Annotated in this window: 24 protein-coding genes; 11 read left to right on the forward strand and 13 right to left on the reverse strand. The window is 70.5% G+C overall.

The features are described from left to right. Positions 1 to 104 precede the first annotated feature (104 nt). The 4 genes from C1A38_RS00300 to C1A38_RS00315 all read right to left on the reverse strand — a co-directional run bounded on the left by C1A38_RS00300 (position 105) and on the right by C1A38_RS00315 (position 4,042). The gene (locus C1A38_RS00300) at positions 105 to 1,319 is read right to left on the reverse strand and encodes a S8 family peptidase (RefSeq protein ID WP_102655802.1); all 1,215 of its coding nucleotides are present in this window, start codon (positions 1,317 to 1,319) and stop codon (positions 105 to 107) included. A gap of 127 nt (positions 1,320 to 1,446) precedes the next feature. Then, positions 1,447 to 2,376 carry a hypothetical protein gene (locus C1A38_RS00305; protein ID WP_199180023.1) on the reverse strand — a complete coding sequence of 310 codons (930 nt, stop codon included), beginning with the start codon at positions 2,374 to 2,376 and terminating at the stop codon, positions 1,447 to 1,449. Then, positions 2,373 to 3,740: a hypothetical protein gene (locus tag C1A38_RS00310; RefSeq protein ID WP_102655884.1), complete on the reverse strand. Its 1,368-nt coding sequence runs from the start codon at positions 3,738 to 3,740 to the stop codon at positions 2,373 to 2,375. The genes C1A38_RS00305 and C1A38_RS00310 overlap by 4 nt, the downstream gene beginning before the upstream one ends. Next, positions 3,737 to 4,042: a DUF6403 family protein gene (locus C1A38_RS00315; protein WP_102655803.1), complete on the reverse strand. Its 306-nt coding sequence runs from the start codon at positions 4,040 to 4,042 to the stop codon at positions 3,737 to 3,739. The genes C1A38_RS00310 and C1A38_RS00315 overlap by 4 nt, the downstream gene beginning before the upstream one ends. Positions 4,043 to 4,176: 134 nt before the next feature. Here C1A38_RS00315 and C1A38_RS00320 point away from each other — a divergent pair, with 134 nt between their 5' ends. Together C1A38_RS00320 and C1A38_RS00325 are read left to right on the forward strand one after the other, a co-directional pair. Then, positions 4,177 to 4,653 carry a molybdenum cofactor biosysynthesis protein gene (locus C1A38_RS00320; RefSeq protein WP_102655804.1) on the forward strand — a complete coding sequence of 159 codons (477 nt, stop codon included), beginning with the start codon at positions 4,177 to 4,179 and terminating at the stop codon, positions 4,651 to 4,653. Positions 4,654 to 4,699: 46 nt separating this feature from the next. Continuing rightward, positions 4,700 to 5,035: a DUF952 domain-containing protein gene (locus tag C1A38_RS00325; protein WP_102655885.1), complete on the forward strand. Its 336-nt coding sequence runs from the start codon at positions 4,700 to 4,702 to the stop codon at positions 5,033 to 5,035. 36 nt (positions 5,036 to 5,071) lie between these two features. Here C1A38_RS00325 and C1A38_RS00330 read toward each other — a convergent pair whose 3' ends face one another. After that, on the reverse strand, positions 5,072 to 5,845 hold the full coding sequence (locus C1A38_RS00330; RefSeq protein WP_102655805.1) for a hypothetical protein: 774 nt from the start codon (positions 5,843 to 5,845) through the stop codon (positions 5,072 to 5,074). Further along, entirely contained in the window at positions 5,838 to 6,410 is a 573-nt protein-coding gene (locus C1A38_RS00335) for an RNA polymerase sigma factor (protein WP_102655806.1), read from the reverse strand. The genes C1A38_RS00330 and C1A38_RS00335 overlap by 8 nt, the downstream gene beginning before the upstream one ends. Before the next feature lie 84 nt (positions 6,411 to 6,494). On the opposite strand from C1A38_RS00335, the gene C1A38_RS00340 reads away from it, so the two are divergent. Together C1A38_RS00340 and C1A38_RS00345 are read left to right on the forward strand one after the other, a co-directional pair. Beyond that, positions 6,495 to 7,736 (forward strand): YncE family protein, encoded by a 1,242-nt coding sequence (locus tag C1A38_RS00340; RefSeq protein ID WP_102655807.1) that lies wholly within the window; start codon positions 6,495 to 6,497, stop codon positions 7,734 to 7,736. A gap of 153 nt (positions 7,737 to 7,889) precedes the next feature. Beyond that, positions 7,890 to 8,300: a roadblock/LC7 domain-containing protein gene (locus C1A38_RS00345; protein WP_102655808.1), complete on the forward strand. Its 411-nt coding sequence runs from the start codon at positions 7,890 to 7,892 to the stop codon at positions 8,298 to 8,300. 11 nt (positions 8,301 to 8,311) lie between these two features. Here the strand turns inward: C1A38_RS00345 and C1A38_RS00350 are convergent, their stop codons facing one another. Further along, positions 8,312 to 8,698 carry a DUF2267 domain-containing protein gene (locus tag C1A38_RS00350; RefSeq protein WP_102655886.1) on the reverse strand — a complete coding sequence of 129 codons (387 nt, stop codon included), beginning with the start codon at positions 8,696 to 8,698 and terminating at the stop codon, positions 8,312 to 8,314. 140 nt (positions 8,699 to 8,838) lie between these two features. On the opposite strand from C1A38_RS00350, the gene C1A38_RS00355 reads away from it, so the two are divergent. Together C1A38_RS00355 and C1A38_RS00360 are read left to right on the forward strand one after the other, a co-directional pair. Then, positions 8,839 to 11,001, forward strand: a complete 2,163-nt coding sequence (locus C1A38_RS00355) for an alpha-glucuronidase (protein WP_102655809.1) — start codon at positions 8,839 to 8,841, stop codon at positions 10,999 to 11,001. A gap of 103 nt (positions 11,002 to 11,104) precedes the next feature. Beyond that, complete coding sequence (locus C1A38_RS00360) at positions 11,105 to 11,944, forward strand: SCO4651 family lipoprotein (RefSeq protein WP_102655810.1); 840 nt, start codon at positions 11,105 to 11,107, stop codon at positions 11,942 to 11,944. Between the two features lie 41 nt (positions 11,945 to 11,985). Here the strand turns inward: C1A38_RS00360 and C1A38_RS00365 are convergent, their stop codons facing one another. Then, complete coding sequence (locus C1A38_RS00365) at positions 11,986 to 12,948, reverse strand: DMT family transporter (RefSeq protein WP_102655811.1); 963 nt, start codon at positions 12,946 to 12,948, stop codon at positions 11,986 to 11,988. An 82-nt stretch (positions 12,949 to 13,030) separates the two neighbouring features. Between C1A38_RS00365 and C1A38_RS00370 the strand changes: the two genes are divergently transcribed. Then, the gene (locus C1A38_RS00370; protein WP_102655812.1) at positions 13,031 to 13,927 is read left to right on the forward strand and encodes a LysR family transcriptional regulator; all 897 of its coding nucleotides are present in this window, start codon (positions 13,031 to 13,033) and stop codon (positions 13,925 to 13,927) included. Here the strand turns inward: C1A38_RS00370 and C1A38_RS00375 are convergent, their stop codons facing one another. The 4 genes from C1A38_RS00375 to C1A38_RS00390 all read right to left on the reverse strand — a co-directional run bounded on the left by C1A38_RS00375 (position 13,928) and on the right by C1A38_RS00390 (position 18,357). Beyond that, complete coding sequence (locus C1A38_RS00375; protein WP_102655813.1) at positions 13,928 to 14,623, reverse strand: DUF624 domain-containing protein; 696 nt, start codon at positions 14,621 to 14,623, stop codon at positions 13,928 to 13,930. It abuts the gene before it with no gap. A gap of 123 nt (positions 14,624 to 14,746) precedes the next feature. Beyond that, positions 14,747 to 16,390, reverse strand: coding sequence for an ABC transporter substrate-binding protein (locus tag C1A38_RS00380; protein WP_102655814.1), 1,644 nt, complete (start codon positions 16,388 to 16,390; stop codon positions 14,747 to 14,749). A 48-nt stretch (positions 16,391 to 16,438) separates the two neighbouring features. Next, a complete protein-coding gene (locus C1A38_RS00385; protein WP_233196539.1) occupies positions 16,439 to 17,377 on the reverse strand; it encodes a carbohydrate ABC transporter permease in 939 nt (312 codons plus the stop codon). Beyond that, positions 17,374 to 18,357: an ABC transporter permease gene (locus C1A38_RS00390; RefSeq protein WP_233196540.1), complete on the reverse strand. Its 984-nt coding sequence runs from the start codon at positions 18,355 to 18,357 to the stop codon at positions 17,374 to 17,376. Before C1A38_RS00390 ends, C1A38_RS00385 begins: the two co-directional genes overlap by 4 nt. Before the next feature lie 295 nt (positions 18,358 to 18,652). Between C1A38_RS00390 and C1A38_RS00395 the strand changes: the two genes are divergently transcribed. The 3 genes from C1A38_RS00395 (at position 18,653) to C1A38_RS00405 (ending at position 22,471) form a co-directional block, all read left to right on the forward strand. Beyond that, positions 18,653 to 19,684 (forward strand): LacI family DNA-binding transcriptional regulator, encoded by a 1,032-nt coding sequence (locus C1A38_RS00395; RefSeq protein WP_102655815.1) that lies wholly within the window; start codon positions 18,653 to 18,655, stop codon positions 19,682 to 19,684. Between the two features lie 18 nt (positions 19,685 to 19,702). Further along, complete coding sequence (locus C1A38_RS00400; RefSeq protein ID WP_102655816.1) at positions 19,703 to 20,746, forward strand: acetylxylan esterase; 1,044 nt, start codon at positions 19,703 to 19,705, stop codon at positions 20,744 to 20,746. A 318-nt stretch (positions 20,747 to 21,064) separates the two neighbouring features. Next, positions 21,065 to 22,471 (forward strand): glycoside hydrolase family 10 protein, encoded by a 1,407-nt coding sequence (locus tag C1A38_RS00405; protein ID WP_102655817.1) that lies wholly within the window; start codon positions 21,065 to 21,067, stop codon positions 22,469 to 22,471. Positions 22,472 to 22,640: 169 nt separating this feature from the next. On the opposite strand, the gene C1A38_RS00410 is transcribed toward C1A38_RS00405, so the two are convergent. Beyond that, positions 22,641 to 23,615 carry an SDR family NAD(P)-dependent oxidoreductase gene (locus tag C1A38_RS00410; RefSeq protein ID WP_102655889.1) on the reverse strand — a complete coding sequence of 325 codons (975 nt, stop codon included), beginning with the start codon at positions 23,613 to 23,615 and terminating at the stop codon, positions 22,641 to 22,643. Between the two features lie 90 nt (positions 23,616 to 23,705). Between C1A38_RS00410 and C1A38_RS00415 the strand changes: the two genes are divergently transcribed. Further along, on the forward strand, positions 23,706 to 24,614 hold the full coding sequence (locus C1A38_RS00415) for an AraC family transcriptional regulator (RefSeq protein ID WP_013734582.1): 909 nt from the start codon (positions 23,706 to 23,708) through the stop codon (positions 24,612 to 24,614). Positions 24,615 to 24,630: the final 16 nt, after the last annotated feature.

A 24,630-nucleotide genomic window follows, 5' to 3' on the forward strand; every position in this document is an offset into this window, starting at 1 on the left:
CTATCCATCCACCACCGCGGATCTTGGTACGAAACCGTCCTCATAGGGGCGCTTTCGTACCAAGATCTATCTGCGGCGTTGGGGTGCGGGATGGGCGTCGGTGGCTAGAGGTTGCGCTTGTTGAGCAGGCGGTTGGGGGTGCCGGAGAGGCTGCCGCCGACCACGCCGGTGGTGGCGTTGTTGACGATCCAGTTGTGCACGGTGGCCTGGCTGGCGTCGCCGTAGGTGGCCTTGTAGAGGGCGGCGACGCCGGCGGCGTGCGGGGTGGCCATCGAGGTGCCGTTCAGGCTGGAGGTGGTGGAGGTGGGGTACGTCGAGACGATCGCCGAGCCGGGGGCGTAGATGTCGACGCACGAGCCGGTGGAGGAGTAGCTGGCGCGGGCGTCGGTGTTGGTGGTGGCGGCAACCACGAGCGTGGCGGTGAGGTTGCGCGGCAGCCGGTCGCACGAGTTGCCGCCGGTGTTGCCGGCCGAGGCGGCGAGGAAGACGCCGCTGTTCATCATGTTTGTCAGCGCGGTGGCCAGGGTGGCGCTGTAGGTGTAGTTCCAGGAGGCGTTGGCCACGGCCGGCTTGTTGGCGTTGCGGGTCACCCAGTCGACCGCGCCGACGGCGGCGGACAGGGTGCCGCCACCGCCACAGTTCAGCCACTTCACGCCGTACAGTCGGACGTTCTTGGCCACCCCGTGGCTGGTGCCGCCGATGGTGCCGGCCACGTGCGTGCCGTGGCCGTTGCAGTCGGTGTTGTTGGTGTCGATCGCGTTGTACGCGAACGTGGCCCGGCCGCCGAAGTCCGGGTGGTTGGCCTGGATGCCGCTGTCGATGACGTAGGCGTGCACGCCGCTGCCCGTCGAGGTGTAGGTGTAGCTGCGCGACAGCGGCAGGTTGGTCTGGTCGATGCGGTCCAAGCCCCAGGAGGGCGGGTTGCTCTGGGTCGCGTCGATCACGTCGTACTGGATGACGTCGCGTTCGATGCTCAGCACGTTGGCGTTGTGCGACAGTTCGGCGACCTGCGCGGCGGTGAGTCTGGCCGCGAAGCCGTTGACCGCCCGGCTGAAGTAGGCGGTGGGAGTGGTGCGCAGCGCCCGGCCCGGTGCGGTCGCGTCGGTGCCCGGCTTCATGGTGACGACGTACGCCCCGGGGATGACCGCGACGTCGCCGGCCGCCTGCGGGGTGAAGATCGGCACGGCGGTGGCCCGGTAGGGGCCACCTGCGGCCATCGCTGGCTGCGGCAGGGTGAGCAGGGCGGCGACGACGGTGCTCGCGGTGATGCCGGCGGCGGCCGCGACGCGGCGCAGGCGCACTGGACGTGCTTGTGACACGAAGCCTCCTCAGGGCGGACCCTCCGATGTGGAAAGTCGCTGACGCTGAGAGGAGGCTATATAGACATGCGCCTACATATAAGACGACGGATGTTACGGATTGATGTCGCCTCGCCGCAGGCAGGTGTCACAGCGCCTTGCTCGGGACGCCCGGCTCGTCGGCGAGCCGGGACGCCTGCCGGCTGAGGGTGTCGACCTGCTCGTGCAGCCGGCGTACGACGCTCTCGTCGTCCGCCCGCACCGCCGTGACCTCGTCGAGCAGTCGGGTGTAGTCACTGGCCAGCCGCAGGTACGCCGGCTGTGCCTTTGTCCCCAGACGGCCGCCGAACCGCTGGTCCAGGTCGACGATCTGCTGGGCCAGCGCGGCCGTTGCCGCGGTGAGGGCCGCACGCCCGTCGACGTACCCGGCGCGGCGGGCCTGCCGGGCATGGGCGAGCCGGCCCGCCCGCCGCCCGATCAGCCAGAGCCCTGCCGCGCCGGCGACGACACCACCGGCCGCCGCGCCCGCCAACAGGTATCGGGGCAGCGACGGACTGATCGTGCGCGCTCCGTCGGGTACGGTGCCGGCCCGCACCAGCAGGTCGTAGTTGAGTGTCACCACCTTCAACGCCTCCAGCGGCTGATCGACGAAGGCGTCGATACCCCGGCTGATCGTCGTCTCCATCACCACCGCCCGACCGAAGTCCCGGTTGTCCCGCTGGGGAAAGCGGGAACAACCGTAGGTGTCCCACTCCTGCCCGTCCCGGCTGACGACAAGCACGAGGGTGCCCGACGCGGCCCGCTCGGTCTGCTTGCAGGCGGCCCGCAGATCGTCATCGGGCGCCATCAACAGGACGACAAGCCGACGGTTGCCGATGATCCGCTCGGCGGCGGGCCGGTCCAGGTCGACGCCCGGCGCGACGTACACCGACGACGCGCGGACCTCACGGGCGATCGGACCGTCGAGAACCCCACCGGACCACAACGCCCACCCGGCCAGCACCAGGGTGGCCAGCACGGCACCGCCGAACGTACTGCCGAACAGGCCACCGAGCAGGCGGCGGAGCGTGGCGGTCACGACAACCTTCCCTGGAGGTAGCTGGCCGGCCGGTAACTGGCGATACCCACCATCCGGGCGGTCTCGTCCAGCTCGGCCGTCGCCTCGTCGAGCAACTCCCACACGTGCCGGGCGGGCAGCCCGTCGTCCAGTGCCGCGCGGGCGGCCTGCAGCTTGCCGATGCCCCGGGTCAGGGCGGGATTGCTGCGGGCGTCGGTCAGCAGCGACACCTCGACGGCGAGCGCGGTGAGCCCGGCCAGCCGGGCCGCCCCGGCACCGTGACGGGCCCGGCCCGAAACGCCGAGCGCACCCGAGCGGCGCAGCGAGCGGGCCGACAACACCAGGAACCCGGCCACACAGCCGGTGAAGATCCAGGGCAGCGCCGGCAACGCCACCCGCAGCGGGTCCAGCGGCCGGTACGGCAGCGGCCGGTCGAACAGGCCCGCGTACCGGATGTCGGTGACCTTGCCCAGGTACGCGCCGAGCACGTTGCGCTGGGGGTAGTCGTACCGGCTGAGTCGGCTGCCGAGCTGGGCGTAGAAGCTCACCGCGGCCAGGTCGGCGAACTCGGCCGCCGCCGGACCGTGGTACTCGATCCAACCGCCGTACAGCACCACGATCGGCTGGTCCGGGGCGAGTCGGGTCAACGCCGGACCGTACGCCGGCAGCGGCTCGCCGTACGGCTGCGCGGGCAGGGCCACGTACCACGCCCCGTCGGGGAAGGCGGTCCGCGCCACCTGTTCGGGCACCCCGTCGAGGGTGGCGCCCCGGCCGACGTGGGACCCGCCGGTGCGCAGGTCGGCCAGGACGGTTGCCAACTCCCGTTCCGACGGTTCGCGCCACCGCAGGTCGTCGCGCTCCGCCGGGGCCGGCGCCTTGCGCAGTCTGGCGATGAGCGCGGTCAACTGGTCTGTCACGTCGTGGGTGGCGAACTGCGCCCGCCAACCGGCCACCGTGTCCGGGGTGGACACCAGGCCGCCGCCGCTGACCTGCGTGCCGATCACCCGTACGGTGGCGTTGTCGACCTTCCGTACGCGGTCGTGTTCGGCCTCGTCGAGGCCGGGCGGCGCGACCAGGATCCGGATGTCGGCGTCGCCGATCGCCTCGCGTACCCGCTGCTCGTCCCAGCGGGCGACGGCACCGGGCAGCCGCACCACCGAATCGGTGGCCACCAGGGTGGTCATTTCCTGCGTCGACGGCACGGTGGCGTCGCTCAACTCGCCGGCCGAGCCCTCCTCGATGCGCACCGACGACGACGGCGACTGGCCGTAGCTGACCTCGATGCTCTGCCGCTGGGCCAGCACGAACACCACCAGGACGAGCACCGCTACGACGAGCAGCACCCAGCGCAGCAGGTGAAGGTGCCGCGACAACCGGGCCCTCACGACTGCGACCGCCACAACCGGTCGGCCTGCCGGGCGTGCTCGGTGGCGACCTGCGCCGCCGCGGTACCGCCGCGTTCGGCGGCCAGCAGCTCGGCGCGGGCCAGCAGCCGATCGGCCTCGGGCAGCCGTACGGCCGCCGCGTCCCGACTGACCGTGGCGCTGTCGATCGCCGCCCGCGCCCTCGACCAGGCGACCCGGGTCGCTCGGGTGCGGGTACGCAGGCGGGGCAGCAGGGTGGTGACGATCCCGGCGGCCAGCAGCAACACGCCACCGACCAACCAGATCAGCAGGGATGGTGACATGTGCTCCCACCGTCCGAGGGGTTCCGGTACGGGTACCTGTCTAGCCCAACCGCGCCAGAGCGGCCACGCCAGCCCCCTGCCCGACGGGGCGCAACGCGGGGTGCTCCGGCGTCGAGGCGTCGTAGAGTTCCACCATGTCGGACATCGTCGAGTTGCTGGCCTCGCCCGCGCACCGGTTCGTGGGCCGACCCTCCGACGGCCCGGCACCCGCCCCGCCGGGGGAGTTGGTCGGGCAGGTCGACCTGCGGGCGGAACTGGGCATCGTGGGGGACCGCTACTTCGGCAAGCCCGCGCACCGCGAGGCGAGCGTGACCGTGATCGCGGCCGAGTCGCTGCCGCCGGGCACCGGCCTGGCCCAGGTCCGCCGCAACATCCTGACCAGCGGCATCGCCGTGGACGAACTGGTCGGCACGGTGCTGGTGCTGGACACGGGGCAGGGACCGGTGCGACTGCGGGTGAACCGCCCCGCCCACCCGTGCGCCTGGATGGACGTCACCGTCGGCCCCGGCGCCTGGCGCGGGCTGCGCGGCCGGGGCGGCGTACGCTGCACCCCGCTCACCGACGGCGTGCTGCGGGTCGGCCCGGTCGACGTACAGATCGAACGCGCCTAGCTCAGTCCGGGCCCCGTCGGCCGTGCGGCTGTGGCAGCATGGCCGCGTGCTGATCTACAAGATCCTGCTGCCCGACGAGTGGGCGCAGTTCCAGGCCGCCGGCCTGTTCGACGGTTCACCGTTCGACCGGGACAGCGGTTTCATCCACTGCTCGTCGCGGACACAACTGCCCGCCACGGCGAACCGCTTCTTCGGCGAGCAACCACAACTGGTGGTCGTCGCGCTCGACGCCGACCGGTTCGGCGACACGCTGCGCTGGGAGAAGGCGTCGGACGGCGGGGTGTTTCCCCACGTCTACGGGGTGTTGCCGGCAGACGCCGTGACCGGGGTCCACCACGTCGCGGGCGCGGCACGCATCGACGAGGATGTCCCTCCCGCATAAGCCGGACGACCACCTGCGTGAACGCCAGGTCGCTCGTCACGTCAGGGACTGTGCGACCTCGACCGCCTCGGTGAGGGTGAACGCGCCTTCGAGGCGGTAGGTGACGTCGTCCCGCTCCCAGATCAACGTCTCCGCCGCCAGACGGGCGCTCTCTTCGCGCACCACGCCGGAGCGGTCCACGTAGGACACCGGGTGCGGAGCGTCGATCCATACCGCCTGCCGCCCGTCGACGAACGTCCACTCCGCTCCCGCTCCACCGGCCTGCTTGAAGAAGACCGGATTGAGCTTCCCGTCGAAGGCGTCCAGCCGCACCGCACCGCCCTGCCAGAGCACTGTCACCACCCGGTGCCCACCGCTGCCGTCGGGGTCGGCGACAAGCACCCGCTCGGGTGGTCCCAGGGCCGCGGGCAGCCGGATCGGGAAGCGCACCGCCTGCTGGGCCTGCGTCAACCCGGCCGGGTGCTGCGCAGGCAGCGGGGACGGGGACGCGGTCGGCAGCACCGGCTCCGGCGAGGTGCTGATGGTGATCCCGGCGAAGCGCAGCAGCCCGGTCACCGCGTCGGCGAGCGCCGCCCGCCCGGGAGGCAGCACCGCGACCAGCAGCGTGACCAGTGCCGCCACCACAGCGTACCGCCAACGCCGCCGCCTCCCGACGGCCCGCAGGCGCGGCGTGCGGATCTGGAAACGCGGCGGGGAGGTCGCGGTGCGTTCGGCGGTCAGGCGGGCGCGGACCTGGGCGGTCACGTCCGGCGGATCGGGGGTCTCCAGCCAGGCGGACAGTTCCCGCAACTCCCGGTCCAGGTCAGCCACGGCTGAGTTCCTCGACGTCGAGCAGGCCACGCAGCTTCGCCAGGGCGCGGGAGGTGCGTGACTTCACGGTGCCCCGGGCCCAGCCGAGCATGGCGACCGTCTCGTCCTCGCTGAGGTCGAGGAAGTACCGGCAGACGATCACCTCACGATCCCGCTCGGGTAGCTGCCGCAGTGCCTGAACCAGGGCGTTGCGTCGTTCCTCGGCGAGGACGGCACCGACCGCGCCGTCCTCGCCGGCCTCCGAGCCCGGTGCCACCCGGGCGGCCCGCAGCACCAGGCCGGTGCGACGCTCGCGGGAGCGGTGCAGGTTACGGGTCTCGTTCGCGACGATGGCCAGCAGCCAGGACCGGAACGACGAGTCACCGCGATAGTGGGACAACTTCCGGTAGCCCTTCACGAACGCCTCCTGGATGACGTCTTCGGCCTCCGTGCCCGCGCCGAGCAGCACCGCGGTCCGGTACGCGGACGCGGTGTGCCGGGCGACCAGGAGTTCGTACGCCTCCAGGTCGCCGGCCTGTGCTCGGGTGACGAACTCCCTGTCGTCCAGTGCTACCTCCGATGGCATCACCCCTACTGACACCGGCCGACCCGGACGGGTTCCACCTCTCGTCGACGGAACCCGAACCTGCTCCGGCGGTGTCATCCGGTCATGACTGCCACACCGATGATGTCGCGCCGTACTCTGCTGGCCGCCCTTGGTGCCGTAGGGGCCGCCACGCTGACCGGCTGCGAACCGGACGGTGGCCGGACGGCGGAAACGCTGCCGGACCCGCTGCTTGTGGAACTCGACGGTGGGCTCGCCGTGTTGCGCGGCGCTGCGCCGCAGGTGCTCCCGCACGCGATCGCCACCGCCGACGCACGGTTCATCCACGCCACCGCCCCGGACGGCGACGACACCGCGCTCTGGCGCATCGATGTCGGCACCGGCGCGGCCTCCGAGCGGGTCCGGCTGCCGGGCCGGTGGGTGCCGCAGACCGTCTCCACCGACGGTACGCAGGTGGCGTTGACCACCGAGGAGGTGAGCGCCACCAAGGAACGCCCGGCGGGGCGTACGGAGACGCCGGTGCTGATCGCCGACGCCGGTGGCGTACGGCGGCGGTTACGGCTGCCGGGCAACGTCGTGCCGGAGGCGTTCACCACCGACCACACCGGCCTGTTCGTGCTGGAATGGTTGCCACCGCACGCGCCCGACCGGTACCGGGTCCGGGTCGTGGACCTCGACAGCGAGGTGTCCGGCCCGCTGTCGACCCGGCTCAAGGAGGCGATCCCGGCCGGCGCGGAGGAGGAGATGCGCGGCGACGGGCGGCAGGCGGTGCTCGCTGCGGACCGTCGGGTGCTCTACACGCTCTACACCCACCAGCCCGACCACCAGCACACCCGGGACCGGATCAGTGGGCGGCCGGGCAGCGACGTGCACGCCTTCGTGCACACCCTGCACCTGGAACAGCGGTGGGCGTACTGCGTGGATCTGCCGCACCCGTTCGGGCACGGGCCGGCCGAGGGCCACGCCATGACGATCTCCCCGGACGGCACCCGGCTGCTGGTGGTCGACGTCGGCTCGGGCATCGTCGCGGACATCAGCACCGAGGAGCTGACCGTACGCCGGACGGCCGCGATCACCGGCGGTGCCGGATCGGCGTACGCGGTGACCGACGGTGACCGGCTGTTCGTCGCCGCCGACGCCTCCGTGGTCGTCTGCGACCTCGCTGACCTCGGTGGCGGCGTCGAGTTGACGACGGGGGAGCGGATCAACGGGCTGCTGCTCAGCCGTGACGGCAGCCGACTCCACGTGGCCGGGCCCACCGCGCTGAGCTGGCACGACTCGACAAGCGGCAGGCAACTCGGCCGGCTCGCCGTGCCCGGCCTGACCGGTCTGCGGGGCCTGGCGTAGCGCAGCAGCGCCCACCGAGGCGGTGGGCAGGGAAGACGGACCATCGGGACGAATCCGTCCGCCCCGGCTGATCCACAGCGAGTCGGTCATCGTACGTTAGAAGGACCGACGAGCGTACTGTCGGTAGTCGCCGCCGAAAGGAAGGACAGCCCTATGCCCTCTGCCCTGATCGCCGACAACCTGGGTCGTGCACTGGACGACCTGGTCGACCGGGTGCCGGGCGCCCAGTTCGCGGTGGTGCTCTCGCCGGACGGCATCATGCTTGGCGCATCCCGGGGCATCGACGGTGAACTGGCCGAGCAGTTGTCCAGCATGGTCTGTGGGCTTCAGGCGTTGGGCACCGCCGCCGCCCGGGTGTGCGGCGAGGGCGAACTGCACCAGGTGGTGATCCACATGTCGCGGGCCTTCCTGTTCCACGCCACCACCGGCAACGGGGCGATCCTCACCGTCGGCATCGACGCCGAGGCCGAGGTCGGCGACATGGCGTACGAGGTCGCCATGTTCGTCGCCCAGGCCGGCGACCACCTGCCGGTCTATCTGGAACCGGCCGTCGCCGACGCCTGACCCGGCCCCGGTCACTCGTACGGCGGGACCGGGTTGGCCACCTGCCACAGTTCGGCCGGCAGGTGCGTGATCACGTCGTCGTACTCGTCGGCGGTGGTGGCGGCCCGGATGGTGTCGAGAACCGCCCGGATGCCCGCCTCGGCCAGTTCCGGGTCGACGTCGGCCCGCCCGCCGACGCGCTGCACGAACACGTCCAGCCCGAACCGCTCGGCGTCCTCGTGCGGGGCGAACGTGTACGCCCGCAGCCCTTCGGGAAGTTGGTCGGCGAGTTCCCGGGCCTGCCCGCCGTCGATCCGCTCGGCCAGGGTGGTCAGCGTGGCCCGCGCGATGGCGGTCGCCTGCTCGGCCGACGCCCCGGTACGGCTCGCCACGGAATCGATGAACTCGTTGTCGTCCACCTGGCCGGCCCCCTTCTCGCTGCGGATGCGGCGTGTACCCGCACAGCGGCTCAGCAAACGGCGGCCGAGGGCGGTCACCGGCCTGGTGGATCTTCCGGAAGCACCTTGACGCATCCAGGAATATCGTTACGATCTGCGCAATGCGACGGCACCGCGACCAGGTGCGGATGAGCACCCCCGATCCGACCGACGTCCATCCCGCGTGGCTGCCGGACGAGGCGTGGCGCGCCATCGGCGTCCGCCGCATCCTGGTCTGCGGGGAGGGGGCCCTCGTCGACACCGTTCAGGCCGAGGTCGAGCGGGCCGCCGACCGGTACGGCGGCACGGCGCGGCGGAACCCCACCGAGGCCGACCTGCCACCGGCGGACCTGGTGCTCGCGTTGACCGACGCACTGCCCCCCGACAGCTCACCCGCCACCGAACCCGGCCCGCCCGAGACGCTCACCGCCACCGCCACCGCCACCGCCACCGCTGTCGCCACCGCGATCGCACAGCTCGGCACCGCGACGGCGCAGCTCGGCGAATCGCTCGGTGTCGAGGGGTTCGCCCTGGCTCGGCACGCCGGGGTGACCGTGGTGCTGGCCGACGCGCCCGCCGGGCTGCTCTACGGGCTCTTCGAGCTGGTCCGGCTCGGGGAGGCGGCTTTCGGACCGACACACCCCGTCCGGGTGCATCGTCCGGTCATGGCCCGACGGATGCTGGATCACTGGGACAACGTCGACGTGCACCCGGTGATGGGGCAGGTCGAGCGCGGCTACGCCGGCGGATCGATCTTCTGGCAGGACGGTCGACCCCGTGGGGACGTCGCCCGGGTCACCGCGTACGCCCGGCTGCTGGCCGCGTGCGGGATCAACGCCGTGTCGGTGAACAACGTGAACGTGCACGCCATCGAGGCACGGTTGCTGACCGAACGCCTCGACGACGTCGTCGACCTGGCCGATCTGCTGCGCCCGTACGCCATCCGGGTGCATCTGGCGGTGACCTTCGCCGCCCCGGTGGTGCTCGGCGGCCTGCCCACCGCCGATCCGCTCGACCAGGCGGTGCGTGACTGGTGGGCCGAGACCACCGCCCGGGTGTACGCCCGCATCCCCGACTTCGGCGGCTACCTGGTCAAGGCCGACTCGGAAGGCCAACCGGGCCCGTTCAGCTACGGTCGTGACCACGCCGACGGGGCGAACCTGCTGGCCGAGGCGCTGGCACCGTACGGCGGGGTGGTGCACTGGCGGGCCTTCGTCTACAACCACCGGCAGGACTGGCGCGACCGCTCCACCGACCGGGCCCGCGCCGCCTACGACCACTTCGCGCCGCTGGACGGCCGGTTCCGGGACAACGTGATCGTGCAGGTCAAGCACGGGCCGATGGACTTCCAGACCCGCGAGCCGGTCTCCCCGGTGATCGCCGCGATGCCCGGCACCCGGCTGGCCGTGGAGTTCCAGGTCACCCAGGAGTACACCGGCCAGCAGCGCCACGTCTGCTACCTGGCCCCCTGGTGGAGCGAGATCCTGCGGTTCGCTCCCTGGGGCGACGACGGGCGCACCGTCGCCGACGTGGCGGCCGGCGGCGGTGGCCTGGTCGCCGTCTCCAATGTGGGTGACGACCGGTTCTGGACCGGGCACCCGCTGGCCCAGGCCAACCTGTACGCCTTCGGCCGGCTCTGCTGGAACCCCCGGCTGCGCCCGCAGGAGGTGCTCGACGAGTGGATCGACCTGACCTTCGCCCCGGACGCCCGCGTCGACCCGGAGCTGCTGCGCCGCACCCTGCACGAGATCATGGACGACTCGTGGCGAACCTACGAGCGGTACACCGCGCCGCTCGGCGTCGGCTTCATGGTCCGACCCGGCCACCACTACGGTCCCGACGTCGACGGGTACGAGTACACCCCGTGGGGCACGTACCACTTCGCCGACCGGGACGGCGTCGGTGTGGACCGTACCCGCGCCACCGGCACCGGCTTCACCGGCCAGTACCCGCCCCCCTGGTCCGAGCTGTACGAGTCGATCGACACCTGCCCCGACGAGCTGCTGCTCTTCTTCCACCACGTGCCCTACGGCCACCTGCTGCACAGCGGCAGCACGGTCATCCAGCACATCTACGACACCCACTTCGAGGGCGTACGCGAGGTCGAGGCGATGTGCCGGCGCTGGGAATGGCTCGCCCGGCTGGTCGACCCGGCGGTGCACGCCCGGGTCACCGAGCGGCTGGCCGAGCAGGTGCGCTGCGCACGGGAGTGGTGTGACCAGGTCAACGCCTACTTCCACCGCAAGTCCGGCATCCCCGACGCCCACGGCCGCGCCCTGCACTGACCGTCCGCCCGCCCGTGCGGCGCTGCGCTGCTTGACCGGCTGGCATAGCGTGTTCCTTCGATCGCCTGTCCAAGCCAGACGAATCCGGGAAAGAGGCTGTTGCATGTCAGTGTGGAAGAGGCCCGCGGTGTTGGCGGTCTCCGTCGTCGCGGCCGCGGTGTTGACCGCTTGCGGCGACACGAAGTCCGACGGGGGCGCCGACGCGCCCGCCAGGTCCAGCGCGCTGGAACTGCTCGCCACCGATCTCAAGGGCTCGTTGCAGAAGACGGTCGAGGCCACCGAGAAGAGCGACTCGGTCACCCTGACCGTGCAGGGCAGTGTGGGCGGCGAGAAGATCTCGATGACGGGCGCGGTGGACCTGCGCGACCCGATCAAGGCCGAGCTGACCACCACCAGTTCGGAGAACCAGACCGTCACGGTCCGGATCATCGACGGGGTGATCTTCGTCGAGGTCCCGGCGGATCAGCGGGACAGCATGGACGGCAAGAGCTGGATGAAGATGGACCCAGCCGCGGGCGGCGGGCAGCAGGGCTTGGAGTTCAGCAAGCAGTTGGACGACGTCGACCCGACCAAGCAGGTCAAGACGCTGCTCGCCAGTGAGGGCGTCACGGTCGTCGGCGAGGAGACGCTGGACGGCACCCGTACCGTCCACTACACCGTCACCACGCCGTTGGCGAAGTACCTCGACCAGGTCGACGCCAAGCTGCGTCCGGCCGTCGAGGGGCAGTTGACCGAGCAGGGCGTCAAGGAAATCAAGATCGACCTCTGGGTCGACGAGCAGTACCGGCCGCGGCGGGCAGGCGTGGTGATGGGTGAGATGAGCGACCTGACGATCGACTACACCGACTATGGCAAGCCGGTGACCGTCGAGACGCCGCCGGACGCGGAGACCCTCGACCTGGCCAAGATGATCGCGGATATGCAGAACCCGGACAACAACTGACCTCTCCGGGGGCGGTGGGCGAGACCCACCGCCCCGGCCCGTCAGCGGCGGGTGGCGAGGACCACGCCGGCCAGGCAGAGCGCGCCGCCCAGCAGCGCGAGCGGTACCGGCACCTCGCCCAGCAGCATCCAGGACAGTGCGACGGTCACCGGCGGCACCAGGTAGGTGGCCGCGGTGGTGCGCCCGGCAGTCCAGCGGGACAGCACGTAACCCCAGGTGAGGAAGCCGATCGCGGTCGGGAACACGCCCAGGTAGAGCATGCCCAGGGTGGCCGACGTCGGCGCGGCGGCGAGTTCGTCGAGCAGCGCGGGCGTGAACGGCAGCAGGGCGATCGTGCCGGCCAGCGCGCCGATCCAGGTCATCGTCACCGCGTCCACCCGGGCCAGCAGACGCTTCTGCAGGAGCACGCCGAAGGCGTACAGCACGGCGGCGAGCACCGCCAACGCCACGCCGAGCTGATCGACGTGCCCGGTGAAGCCGGTGGCCGCGATCAGGGCCACGCCGACGAAGGCCACCGCCACCCCGACACCGAGCCGCCCGGTCAGTCGCTCACCCAGCACCAGGGTCGCGGCCACCGCGACCAGGATGGGGGCGACCGCCACCAGCAGCGCCGCGGTGCCGGCGTCGACCAGCCGCTCCGCGCCGTTGAGCGCCACGTTGTACCCGCCGAACCAGGCGACGCCCCAGACCGCGACGAGCCCCAGGGTCGCGCCCCGCGGCCGACGGGTGCGGGCCGGTACGGTGGATCGCCGACGTCGGGCGGTAAGCGCCACGAACCCGCTCAGCGCGACGGACGCCGCCAGCATCCGGCCCAGTGCCATGGCGCCGGGGGAGTAGTCGTGTCCGGCGAATCTGATGCCGACGAAGGCCGACGCCCAGAGCAGCACCGTGGTCCCGGCGGCAGCGATGACCGGCCAGGAGCGACCTGCTCCGGTCGGCGGGGCGGGCGGCATCGCGCGCTCGACGTGGGCCCCGGAGGGGGCGGGCATCTCCAGACTGGTCATAGGGCCGATTCTGGTCCCGTCGACATTTCAGTACCAGCGACGATTTCTTCACGACGATTAAGTCCGGCTTTATAGTTGTCCGGTGCTCGACGTTCATCGCCTCCGGATCTTCCGCTCCGTCGTCGCCTCCGGGTCGGTGCAGGCCGCCGCCGTCAACCTGGGCTACACCCCCTCCGCCGTCAGCCAGCACCTCACCGCGCTGCAACGCGAGACCGGCCTCGCCCTGTTCGCCCGAGCCGGTCGCGGCATGCGACCGACCGCCGCCGGGCATGCCCTCGCCGCCGAGGCGGATCGGCTGCTCGCCCGCGTCGGCGAGGCCGAGTCACTGATCGCGGACCTGCGCGCCGGCCGCACCGGCGTGCTCACCATCGCCTACTTCGCCTCCGTCGGCGCCGCGTGGATGCCGTACGTGGTGCGCCGGATCAGCGCCGAACTGCCCGGGGTACGGCTCAAACTGGAGTTGCGTGAGGAGATCCCCAACACCCGGGAGGAACGCGCCGACCTCCAGCTGGTGGTCGCGCCCCGCAGCTTCGACCCGGGCTCCGGCTTCACCGCCCACCACCTCGTCGACGACCCGTACGTGGCGGTGCTGCCGGCCGGTCACCGCTTCGCCGACCAGCAGGAGGTGGAGTTGGCCGCCCTCGCCGAGGAACGCTGGGTGGACAACGACTTTGCCCGCGGCTGGTGCCGGGCCAACCTCATTGAGGCCTGCACCGCGGCCGGGTTCACCCCGACCTTCGGTGTGGAGGCGCACGACTACCCGACCGCACTGGCGTTCGTCGAGGCCGGCATCGGTCCCACGGTGCTTCCCGCGCTCGGCGCGGTGCGGCTGCCCGACGGCGTGACCCGGGTCGGGCTGCTCCGTCCGACCCCGGTCCGGTCGATCCACCTGGTGATCCACGACGCCGTCGAGCACACCCCGGCGGTGCGCATCGCGATCGCCGCGCTCCGGCAGGTCGCTACCGGGCCCGTTCAGTGATCAGTCGCCGTTCGACCGGGTGAACTCCTGGCGGATGGCGGTGGTCATCGGCTCACCGCCGCGGACCAGGGCCAGGGCCAGCACCGAACCCAGCGCGGCGAGCACGGCCTCCGAGGTGACCAGGGTCAACACCACCGCCGTGACCAGCAGCAACGCGGTGCCCACCGCCACCGCAGGGGTACGCAGCACGAAGTATCCGGCCAGCCGGAGCACGTCGCGCAGCCGGAAGGCGAACAGCGAGGTGATCACCAGCGCGTTGACCCCGACCACGGCCACCCCGGCGGCGACAAGCATCAGCGGCGCCACCCACCAGCGGGGCAGCCCGACCGCCGTCAGGTTGACCAGGTTGATCGCGAGCAGGGCCAGCCACATCAGCATCGGCACCCAGACCAGCAGTGATCCCACCAGGTTCAACCGGTAGCCGCGCCAGAACAGCCGGGCCGGGTGCAACTCGGTCAGGTCGAGACGCTGATGGTGCAGCGTGTACAGGGCGGCGGACAGGGCCGGGCCGAGCGGCACCGCGCAGACGGCGACCAGCGGCAGGTTGCTCACGTGCCGTTCCAGGGCGAACAACGCGACAAGTCCGGGTGCCGCGCAGACCAGCAGCAACACCTCGACCACCAGCAGCGTGTAGACAAGCGCGGCCACCCGCGACAGCGGCCCCGCACCGAACTCGCGTCGGGTCGCCGTACTCATGACGGCCCTGCCGTGACGGTCCGACCGCGGGGGTACGCGGCGACGGTGATGCGCATCGGTGTCCTCATCGTCCGGTGGTGCGGGGCCGGTCCGGCACCCACCGGAACCGGACCGGCCCCGACATCACTTGTGCTCGTCGCGGTAGCGCTCGTACGCCTTGTTGACCGTGTCCAGGTAGGCGTCCATGTTCTTGCTCTTCAGCTCGGTGACGTAGGCGTCCCACTGGGCGAGGTCACGCTGGCCCAGGGCGAACTGCAACGTCGCCTGGTAGACGTGGTCCTTGAGCGGGGTCTCCCAGAGCGACACCTGCTCGCGCTCCTCGTCGGTCAGCGGGTACGGCGGCGGCGGCGACTTCGGCGTACGGGCGTTCATCACCTTCTGGAACTCCTGCTCCTCGGCGGAGAAGAACGCCTGCACCAGTTCCGGCCTGCCGCCGTAGGCGAACACGCCGTTGGCGAAGCCGAAGTCCTTCTGCAGGTGCTTGGGTGCGCCCGGGTTGAGGCCGATCATGTCGACGTCCTCGGCGAGGCCGGCCTTGCCGGTGGCGTCCTTGACGTAGGTGGTGCCCTCCACGCCCCACCGGGCGAACATCTGACCCTCGTCGGAGTACCAGAGCCAGTCGACGAACTGCATCATCGCCACGAAGTTCTTGCTGTCGCGGGCCTTCGAGGAGATCATCATGCCGTTCTCCAGCCGACTGGCCGGGTTGATCTCCCCGGCCGGGCCGACCGGCAGCGGAATCTTGGTGATCTTCGCCTTCGGGTTGGTCGCCGCCAGGTCCGGCCGGTAGTCGTTCACCAGGGCCTGGGCGTTGCCGCTGATCACGAAGGACTTGCTGTTGGCCAGCTTCTGCCGGGCGAGGTCGTCGGTCTGGGTGAAGCTCTCCGGGTCGAGCAGCTTCTCCGCGACCAGCTTGTTGAGGTACTCCAGGATGTGCCGGTAGTGCTCGGTGGCGCCGGTGTACTCGAACTTCTGCGCGCCGGCGTTCCAGCTGACGTGCTGGAAGTTCCAGCCCGCGCCCTCCAGACCGTGCGACACGGCCAGCAGGTTGAGCAGGTTGCCGGCCGGGTTGGGCTGGCTGTACCGGTCGGAGAACGGGTAGACGTCCGGGTACTTCGCCTTCATCGCCTTGAGCACGGTGTACAGCTCGTCCCAGGTCTTCGGGATCTCCAGGCCCAGCTCGTCGAGGATGTCGGTGCGGACCACCAGGGAGTACTCGTGCCACGGCTTCTCGTGCACGCCGGGCAACAGATAGAACTTGCCGTCGGCCTGGCGCAGCGTGTCCAGCTCAGGCTTCAGGTTCCACTTCTCGATCTTGTCCTTGAGGTTCGGCATCAGGTCGAGATAGTCGCTGACCGGCAGGATCGCCCCGGAGGAGACGTACGCGTGCACGTCCGGCGGATACGTCTTCGGAATGAGCAGCGGCGCGTCACCGGCCCCGATGAGCAGGCTGCGCTTCTGGTTGTAGTCGCTCAACGGCACGGCGACCGGTTCGAGCGTGACGTTCGTGCGTGCCGTCAACTCCTTCCAGAACAGCCAGTCGTTCTTCAGCGGGTAGTTCGGGTGGTTGTTGTAGAGGACGGAGAAGGAGAGCGGCTCGGTGGCCTTGAACTGCGTACCGGCGGCGTAGTTCTCCATCGCGCCGGCCCGGTTCTCCGACAGGTCCTTCGCGTCGGACGAGTCGTCGCCACAGGCGGTGACGCTGGAAAGGGCGAGCAGCGCGACGGTGGCCACCGCCGCGGTGTGACGCCACGATCTGCGGAACATGGCAGGTCCTTTCGGAACTGGTGGTGGGAGGGTGGGGGTGTTGCGTGCTCAGCCCTTCACCGCGCCGAGCATGATGCCGCGGACGAAGTACCGCTGGACAAAGGGGTAGACCAGCAGGATGGGCAGGGTGGTGAGCACGATCGTCACGGCCTTGAGGGTCGCCTCGGCCTGCACCTCGTTGGCCTCGGAGATGGCGCCGATGTTCTCCGCGCCGGTGGCCCCGGCGATCAGGTTGCGCAGGTAGATGGTGACCGGCCACAGCTCCTGCCGGTCCAGGTAGAGGAAGGCGGCGAACCACGAGTTCCAGAAGGCCACGGCGTAGAACAGCACCATCGTGGCGACGATGGCCTTCGACAGCGGCAGCACGATCCGCCACAGGATGCCGTACGTGTTGAGCCCGTCGACCGCGGCGGCCTCCTCCAGGTCGTTCGGCAGGCTCTCGAAGAACGCCTTCATCACCAGCAGGTTGAACACGTTTATCGCGTTCGGCAGCGCGATGGCCCAGACGCTGTTCTTCAACCCGAGGCTGGTCACCAGCACGTAGTTGGGGATCAGCCCGCCGGTGAAGAACATCGTGAACACCGCGATGCCGACCAGCGCGCTGCGTCCCTTGAGGTCCTTCTTGGACAACACGTACGCGTAGCAGGTGGTCATCACGATCGAGATCAGCGTGGCGGTGACCGTGTAGAACACCGTGTTGCGGTAGTTGGTCCAGAACATCGAGTCGGAGAGCACCAACTGGTACGTGTCCAGGGTGAATCCGCGCGGCACCAGGTTCACTTGCCCGGCGATGATGTACGCCTCGTGGCTCATCGACCGGGCCACGATGTTGACGAACGGGTACAGCGTCACCACCACCACGGCGGTCAGGATGATCGCGTTGACCACCTGGAACACCCGGTAACCGCGGGTCTGCTGGATGCCGCGTCGCCGTCGTCGGGGTTCGGGCGTGGGTGCGGTGGCCGGCTCGGCGGCCTCGATGCTCACCACAGGCTCGTCCCCACCGTACGACGGGCGATCAGGTTCGCCGACAGCACCAGGATCAGCCCGATCACCGCCTCGAACAGCCCGATCGCGGCCGCGTAGCTGAAGTTGCTGGACGTGAAACCGACCCGGAACAGGTACGTGGAGATGACATCGGCGGTCGGATAGGTAAGCGGGTTGTACAGCAGCAGGATCTTCTCGAACCCGACCGCCATGAACGTGCCGATGTTGAGGATCAGCAGGGTGACCATCGTCGGCCGGATCCCCGGCAGCGTCACGTGCCAGGTCTGCCGCCAGCGGTTGGCCCCGTCGATGCGGGCCGCCTCGTACAGGTCGTCGTCGATGGTGGTGAGCGCGGCCAGGTAGAGGATGGTGCCCCAGCCGACGGTCTGCCAGACCTCGGAGGACACGTAGATGGTGCGGAACCACTCGGGCCGTTGCAGGAACGGGATCGCCTCACCGTCGCCCGCGCGGACCAGTTGGTTGATCGTGCCGTCCATGGACAGCAGCTGCATGACCATGGCCGCCACGATCACGATCGAGAGGAAGTGCGGCAGGTACGACACCGACTGCACGAACCGCTTGAGTCGGCCGGCGCGTACCTCGTTGAGCAGCAGCGCCAGCACGATCGGCAGCGGGAAGCAGAACAGCAGCGTCAGCGCGCCCAGCGTCAGCGTGTTGGTGAAGACGTTCCAGAACGTCGGGTCGTTGAGGAACATCTTGAAGTACCGCAGGCCCACCCAGTACTCGCCGAAGATGTTGCCGCCGGGCTGGAACCGGCGGAAGGCGATGACGTTGCCGAGCATCGGCAGGTACCGGAAGATCAGGAAGAACAGCAGCGGCAGGATCGCCAGGGAGTACAACTGCCGGTCCCGCCGCAGCGCCCGCCGCCAGGTCCGCCGCGCCGCGCGGGGCAGGCCCGGAGGCGGTACGCCCGGAAGCGGTGGCGCCGGTGGATCGTCGACGGACAGCTGGCTTGTCATGCGCCCCTCCGGTCACGTCCGGGAGGTCGTCCCGACGGCTCCACCTGCTGCTGCGGAGCAACAGCGATCATCGAAAATTTCGGAAATCAGCTCGAAGCTTGTGTCGGGAACCTAAGTGTGTCGATAAATCGATGTCAAGGCCTGGAAATCCGCCTACGCCACTGGCACTGTGGTGCAGGTAAGCGATTGCCTGTCCTCGGTGGCCATCGCCCGAGTCATCGACTGATGTCATCGGCGCTCGGTCCAGGCATGCTAAGTTCTCCGATATTTTCGGGGCCGGGTGGTAGAGGGGCCGATGACTGAGAACCGCTCGGCGGCCGCGCTCGGCGCCACGACACTCGCGACAATCGCCCGGGAGGTCGGCGTCTCCTCGGCGACGGTGTCCAAGGTCCTCAACGGCCGCTCGGACGTGGCGGCCGCGACCAGGGCCCGCGTCGAGGCGAGCCTGGAACGGCACCGCTACCGACGCCGCGCTCGGCGTACCACCGGGGACGGCCAGATCGACCTGGTGTTCCACGAGTTCGGCTCGGACTGGGCGCTGGAGATCATCCGCGGGGTCGAGGCGGTCACCGCCCCCCAGGGGGTGAACGTGGTGCTCTCGCAGCTGGGCGGGGCCCATCGACCGACGCAGCCCTGGTTCGACGCGATGCTCACCCGACGCCCGCTCGGTGTCCTGCTGGTCATGTGCAACCTCACCGACCAGCAGCGCAAACAGCTGCGGCGACAGGCCATCCCGGTGGTGGTGGTCGACAGCGACAGCGCGAGCGTGGCCTCCGGGCCGACCGTCGGGTCCAACAACTGGAACGGCGGCCTGCTCGCCACCCGGCACCTGCTGGACCTCGGCCATCGCCGGATCGCGGTCATCTCCGGCCCGCAGGACGTACTCTGCGCCCGGGCCCGCACCGCGGGCTACCGCTGCGCGCACGAGGAGCTCGGCGTACCTGTCGATCCCAGCCTGGTCCGCTCGGGGAACTTCCATCTCGACGCCGGCTACACCCACGGCATCGAGCTGCTGAGCCGACCCGACCGGCCGACCGCGATCTTCGCCGGCTCCGACCTGCAGGCGATGGGGGTGCTGCGGGCGGCCCGGCAACTCGGTCTCGACGTGCCCGGCGACGTCTCGGTGGTCGGCTACGACAACCTGCCGGTCTCCGCCTGGCTCGGCCCCGCGTTGACCACCGTGCACCAGCCGCTTCACGACATGGCCGGCACGGCGACCCAGATGCTGCTCGACCTCGCCCGCGGCGTAGCGCTGCCCACCAGTCGCATCGACCTGGTCGCCGAGCTGGTGGTGCGCGAGAGCACCGCACCGCCACCGCGATCCTGACGACAGCTGCGAGGACCCATGTTCGACCTGCCCCTGGACCAACTGCGGCAGTACGCGCCCACGGTGGCCGAGCCGGAGGGCTTCGACGACTACTGGCGAGGCACCCTGGGCGCGGCGGAGGCGGTGCCGGTGCTGCTCGACGTCCGTCCCGAGCCGACCGATCTGCGCCTGCTCGACACCTGGGACGTGACCTTCGCCGGGTTCGCCGGCGACCCGGTCCGCGCCTGGTACACCCGGCCGGCCGGGGTGGACGAGCCGCTGCCGGTGATCATCGAGTACGTCGGCTACGGGCGAGGTCGGGGCACCCCGCACGAGCGGCTGACCTGGCCCGTCGCCGGGTACGCCCACCTGCTCATGGACGCCCGAGGGCAGTCCGGCCAGTACGGCGTCGGCGACACGGCCGACCCGCACGGCAGCGCGCCGGGCGGCCCGTCGCCGGTGACCCGGGGCATCCTGTCCCCGCAGGGCTACTACTACCGTCGGCTCATCACCGACGCGGTCCGGGCCGTGCAGGCGGCCCGGCTCCTGCCGGCGGTCGATCCGCAGCGGGTGGTGGTGGCCGGCAACAGCCAGGGCGGTGGACTGGCGCTCGCGGTCGCCGGGTTGGCGTCGGGGATCGCCGCCGTGCTCGCCACCGCGCCCTTCCTCTGCCACCTTCAGCGGGCCATCGAGATCACCGACGTCGGCCCGTACGGCGAGATCGCCGGCTACCTCGCCGTCCATCGCGAGGCCGAGGCGGCGGTACGACACACCTTGTCCTATGTGGATGTCGCCTGCCTGGTGCGCCGGGCCACCGCCCCGCTGCACCTGGGCGTGGGGCTGCGCGACCGGGTGTGCCCGCCGAGCACGGTGTTCGCCGCCTACCACCAGTACGGTGCCGCCAACGGCGGGTCGGTGCCGCAACGGAGCCTGCACGTCTACCCGTTCAACGGGCACGAGCACGGCGAAGCGGTGCACGTACGCCGGCAACTGCGCTGGCTCGCCGACCTGCTGGCTGATCGGCCCGGCGCGCCGCAACCGGATGGCGCGGCCCGGCCGGTGCAGCCGGCGGTCGCCGGCTGATCGGCGGCCGACTCGCGCGGACCGAAACTTTCGGTCCGCGCGGTCGATGCCGGCCGGCTGCCAACTCTGGTCAACGGCCGTCGGAGTCGCGGCGCGGTGGGCCGTGTCGTTGCCGAGAAGACCGTCGGGCACGTTGAGCTTACGGACGGGTTTCGATACTGTTTTCGATAGAACAGCTCCGATCTACTCACGATGGCCGGCTGAGTGCACCGGCCTGCGCGTCAACCGGGCGACCGCGCAGGTGACGGAAGGCCATCGTGTTGGGCGGTAGTCGGAGCCGGCTTTCCATCAGCACGGCTTCGTCGAAAGGCTCATGCCATGAACAACGCGTTCGCCCGCGCCAGCGGGCGTCCCGCGACCCGACTGCGATCACGCCCCGCGCTGATCTCGGCCGTGGTCGGTCTCTCCCTCGTCGCCACCACCGTGGTGGTGACGGCCTCCAGTGCCAGTGCGGGGACCACCCTGGGCGCCGCCGCCGCGGAGAGCGGTCGGTACTTCGGGGCCGCGGTCGCGGCGCACAAGCTCAACGACAGCGTCTACACCGGAATCCTCAACCGTGAGTTCAACTCGATCACGGCTGAGAACGAGATGAAGATCAACGCCCTGGAGCCGCAGCAGGGTGTCTTCTCCTACGGCACCGCGGACCGGATCGTCAACCACGCCCTCTCCCGGGGCTGGAAGGTCCGGGGCCACACCCTGGCCTGGCACTCGCAGCAGCCCGCCTGGATGGAGCGGATGGAAGGGCAGGCGCTGCGCTCGGCCATGCTCAACCACGTCACCCGGGTCGCGACCTACTACCGCGGCAAGATCGACTCGTGGGACGTGGTGAACGAGGCGTTCGACGACGGCAACAGCGGCGCCCGCCGTAACTCCAACCTCCAGCGCACCGGCGGAGACTGGATCGAGGCCGCGTTCCGGGCCGCCCGCGCCGCCGACCCGGGCGCCAAGCTCTGCTACAACGACTACAACACCGACAACTGGACCTGGGCGAAGACCCAGGCCGTTTACAACATGGTGCGGGACTTCAAGCAGCGCGGTGTGCCGATCGACTGCGTGGGCTTCCAGTCGCACTTCAACGCCCAGTCGGCGTACAACAGCAACTACCGCACCACGCTGTCCAGCTTCGCCGCCCTCGGGGTGGACGTGCAGATCACCGAGCTGGACATCGAGGGTTCGGGCAGCACCCAGGCCAACACCTACCGCGCCGTGGTCAACGACTGCCTGGCAGTCCCCCGCTGCAACGGCATCACCGTGTGGGGCATCCGGGACAGCGACTCCTGGCGTTCCTACGGCACGCCGCTGCTGTTCGACAACAACGGCAACAAGAAGCAGGCGTACAACGCGACGCTGGAGGCGCTGAACGCCGGTGGCACCACCCCGCCGCCGACCACTCCGCCGCCCACGACGCCTCCGCCGACCACCCCGCCGCCGTCCGGTGCCTGCACCGCGACGTACACGTTGGACACGTGGAACGGTGGATTCGTCGCCCACGTGCGGGTGACAGCCGGCTCCAGCGGTCTCAACGGCTGGGCGGTGAACATGACACTCCCGGGTGGCACCTCGGTGACCAACTCGTGGAACACCCAGGCGAGTGCCAACAGTGGCGCCGTGACCTTCCGCAACGTCGGCTACAACGCCAACGTGGCACCGGGCACCACTACCGAGTTCGGGTTCCAGGGCACGGGCTCCGCCCCCTCCGGCACCCCCACCTGCAACGCCAGCTGAGTTGAAAGGAGGGGCCCCTTCCTAACGCCTCGTGCATAGGAAGGGGCCCCTTTTAACGCCTCAATCACTCCCGGCCAGTGCAAACGCGCGTGACGGGTGACAGCCGACCGATGGCCCGGGCAAGCGCGTCGCCTCGGGCGTGCACATCTCCGGCCGCTCGTGGGGAGGGTTATCCGCGTCCGAGAGACGCCAGGGCCTGACTTGCGTATGCCCAGAGGCGATCGGCGGCGGCCGGGTCAACCGCGTGCGCGGCGACCCCTCCAGTGGCCTCCGGGCCGCCGGCCACGACGTCGGCCTCCTGGTTGTCGTCAAAGTACCGGCCGGTGACGCCCTCGACCAGCGGCGACGCTGCCAGCAGCACGCTGGTGGCCGCGCCCTGGGCGGGTGTCTTGAAGTAGGGCTGTTCGATGCGGTTGCCCGCCTCGTCCATCGCCCCGAACGCGCGCAGCGTCTCGTCGTCCATGTGGCGTTGAAGGTTGGTCGTGATGAAGCCGGGGTTTAGCGCGTTGGCGGTGATCCCATCTGTGGCCCAGCGTCGGGCGATGCCGACGGCGAGCAGTACCTCGGCGGTCTTGGACCGGCCGTACGCGGCCCAGCGGTCGTAGGGCTGCCGCTCGAACTGCGGGTCGTCGAAGTCGAAGGCCTCCCGCAGGTGCGCCCCGGAACTCACCACCACCACCCGCGCCGAGCCGGCGACTCGCAAGTTGTCGTGCAGGCCGCGAGCGAGGGCGAAATGGCCGAGATAGTTCGTACCGAGCTGAAGTTCCCAGCCCTGCGGAGTCAGCTGCCGGGTCGGGATCGCCATGACCCCGGCGTTGGCCACCAGGGCGTGCAACGGCCCCTCCCAGGCCGCGACAAAGGCATCGACCGAGGCCAGGTCGGCCAGGTCGAGACCGGCAGCCCGTACGGTGCCGGGGCCGGATCCAGCGAACTCAGCCACCAGCTCGTCGGCGCTCGCCGGATTGCGGGTGGCGACGGTGACCTCCGCTCCGGCCCCGGCCAGGGCGCGGACCGTCTCGGTGCCGATGCCGGAGGCGCCGCCGGTGACGATCATCCGACGACCGGTGAGGTCGACGCCGTCGAGGACCTCGGTGGCGGTGGCGCGGGCGGTGAACGGGATGCTGACTCGGGTGTGGGCTGTCATGACCTCCACGCTATGAGCGGAGGCCCTGGACTGTCCGTAGTCTAGGATCCATCACTCTTTAGTAAGCGTCCAGGAGCAGTAGGGGAGACCGTGGATCCGTTGGAGGAGGTGCTCGCGCTCGTCCGCGCGACCAGCCACCTGTCCACGGCCGTGGCGGCCGGCGGTCGCTGGGCCATCCGCTTCGACCCGCCGGCCGGCGTCAAGTTCAACGCCGTCCGACACGGCAGCTGCCTGCTACGGGTCGACGGCGTGCCCGAGCCGGTCGGTCTGGCCGAGGGCGACTGCTTCCTCCTGACCAGGCCGCTGGGTTTCACCCTGGCCAGCGACCCGGACACGCCGCCCGAACCGGCCGGGCCCATCTTCATGGCGGCCGTCGACGGCGTGGCCCGGGCCGGCGCGGGCAACGACGTCTTCGTCATCGGTGGCGCCTTCTCCTTCAGCGAGCGGGCCCGTGCCCTGCTGCTGGACCTCCTGCCGCCCGTCATCCACGTGCCCGCCGCGACGCCGGAGGCCGCGACCGTACGCTGGGCGATCGGGGAGATCGAAACCGAGCTGCGGTCGGCGCCGCTGGGCGGCACGCTGGTCGCCGAGCACCTCGCCCTGGTCATGCTGATTCGGACCCTGCGCCTGCACCTCGCCCAGGGCCGCGGTGCCGGCTGGCTGGCCGGCCTGGCCGAGCCGGTGCTCGCCCCCGCGCTGCGGGCGATGCACGCCCACCCCGCCCATCCGTGGACCGTGGCCGAATTGGCCCGGGTCGCTGCGGTCTCCCGGTCCACGCTTGCCGCACGGTTCAAGGAGGTCGTCGGCCAAGGCCCGCTGGAGTACCTCACCCGCTGGCGGATCGAACTCGCCGCCGACCGAATCCGTCGCAGCGACGACACCCTCTCCAGCATCGCCCGCGCGGTCGGATACGGCTCGGAAAGTGCGCTCAGCGTCGCATTCAAACGCATCACCGGCCTATCCCCCCGCACCTACCGCAGCCTCCCCGCCCCGGCGTGACCACCCCCGCGATCTT

The organism is Verrucosispora sp. ts21 (assembly GCF_002879555.1).
In the GTDB taxonomy this organism is placed as follows: domain Bacteria; phylum Actinomycetota; class Actinomycetes; order Mycobacteriales; family Micromonosporaceae; genus Micromonospora; species Micromonospora gifhornensis.